Source organism: Streptomyces sp. NPDC048473 (assembly GCF_043200155.1).
Taxonomy (GTDB): domain Bacteria; phylum Actinomycetota; class Actinomycetes; order Streptomycetales; family Streptomycetaceae; genus Streptomyces.
In genome coordinates, this window is sequence record NZ_JBICXE010000192.1 from 1 (window position 1) to 1,335 (window position 1,335).

Below are 1,335 nucleotides of genomic sequence, written 5' to 3' on the forward strand. Positions count from 1 at the left end.
CTAGTAGGGCTTGGTCATGTTGGTGCGAGGTCTGGCATGTCGCGGTGACAGGTGGGGCAGGCGCCGGTCCAGATCGCGAAGAGTGTCTGCAGCTCGCGAACGACTCGGTAGAGGCTCAGGCCGACGCCGTCTCTTTTGGGGATCGGCTCAGTCGCTGAAGGGTGCAGAAGGCGTGTGCGACCGAGACGAGGGTGACGTGGTGGTGCCAGCCCGGCCAGGTTCGGCCTTCGAAGTGGGCCAGGCCCAGGGCCTGTTTCATCTCGCGGTAGTCGTTCTCGATGCGCCAGCGGAGCTTCGCGGTGCGCACGAGGACGGGCAACGGGGTGGTCTCGGGCAGGTTGGAGAGCCAGAACTGCACGGGCTCGTCCTGGTCGGCAGGCCATTCGGCCAGCAGCCAGCGGACCGGAAGCTCGGTGGCGGCCGTGGCCTTGCGGATCTCACGTCCGGCGGGCCGGATCCGCAGGGCCACGAAGCGCGAGTACATGCGCTTGTGCCCGCTGCGGCCACTGCCGGGCCGCGATCCCTCCCTCCACTGCACCGGCCGCGCGGAAGATTTGCCGACCGCGATGACCAGGCTCTTCACCCTCTGTGCCGGCTCGGGGTAGGCAGGAACCGGCCGTCGGCCCCGGCCGGGGTAGGCCGGGGTGCACGGCTGTGCGTCCTCGGGTTGCGCGGTGGTCGTGGTCGAGATGCCCACCACGTAGTCGAGACCGCGTTCCTCCAGGCCAAGCCGGAAGGCGGCGGTGTCCCCGTAGCCGCCGTCGGCGATGACCTGGGGCACCTCGATGCCCCAGGACCGCGTCTCGTCGATCATGTCGAGGGCCAGCTGCCACTTCTCGACATGGTCCACCTGGGCAGGAATGGCGCACTTGTCACGGCGGGCCACTTTGACCGGATCGGCCTTCGGCGACGCGGGATCCCAGCTCCCGGGCAGGAACAGACGCCAGTTCACCGCCGCCGAGGCGCCGTTGGAAGCCAGGTGCAGCGAAACCCCGGCCTGGCAGTTGGTGACCTTGCCCGCGGTGCCGGTGTACTGCCGGGTCACGCACGCGGACGCGTCCCCGTCCTTGAGGAACCCGGTGTCATCGATGATCAACGCGGTGGGCTTGACGACCGGCTGCATACGCCAGGCCAAACGGGCCCGCACATGCGCCGCATCCCACGGGCTGGAAGTGACGAAGTGGGCCAGCGCCTGCCGGTTCCCGTCTTCGCCCAGGCGGGCGGCCATCGGCTCCACCGACTTACGCCCGCCGTCCAGCAGCAGGCCCCGCAGATAGACCCCACCCCACCGTCGCTGATCCGCCCGCGCGAACGGCTCGAACATCTCCGCCGCGA

1 protein-coding gene is annotated in these 1,335 nt (G+C 69.4%); it reads right to left on the bottom strand.

Going from position 1 to position 1,335, the window contains the following annotated elements; all coding sequences use genetic code 11:
• Nucleotides 1-115: 115 nt before the first annotated feature.
• Nucleotides 116-1,335, bottom strand: a 1,220-nt coding sequence (locus ACGFU7_RS48175) for an IS701 family transposase (RefSeq protein ID WP_393705160.1), incomplete at its 5' end; no start/stop codon positions are given.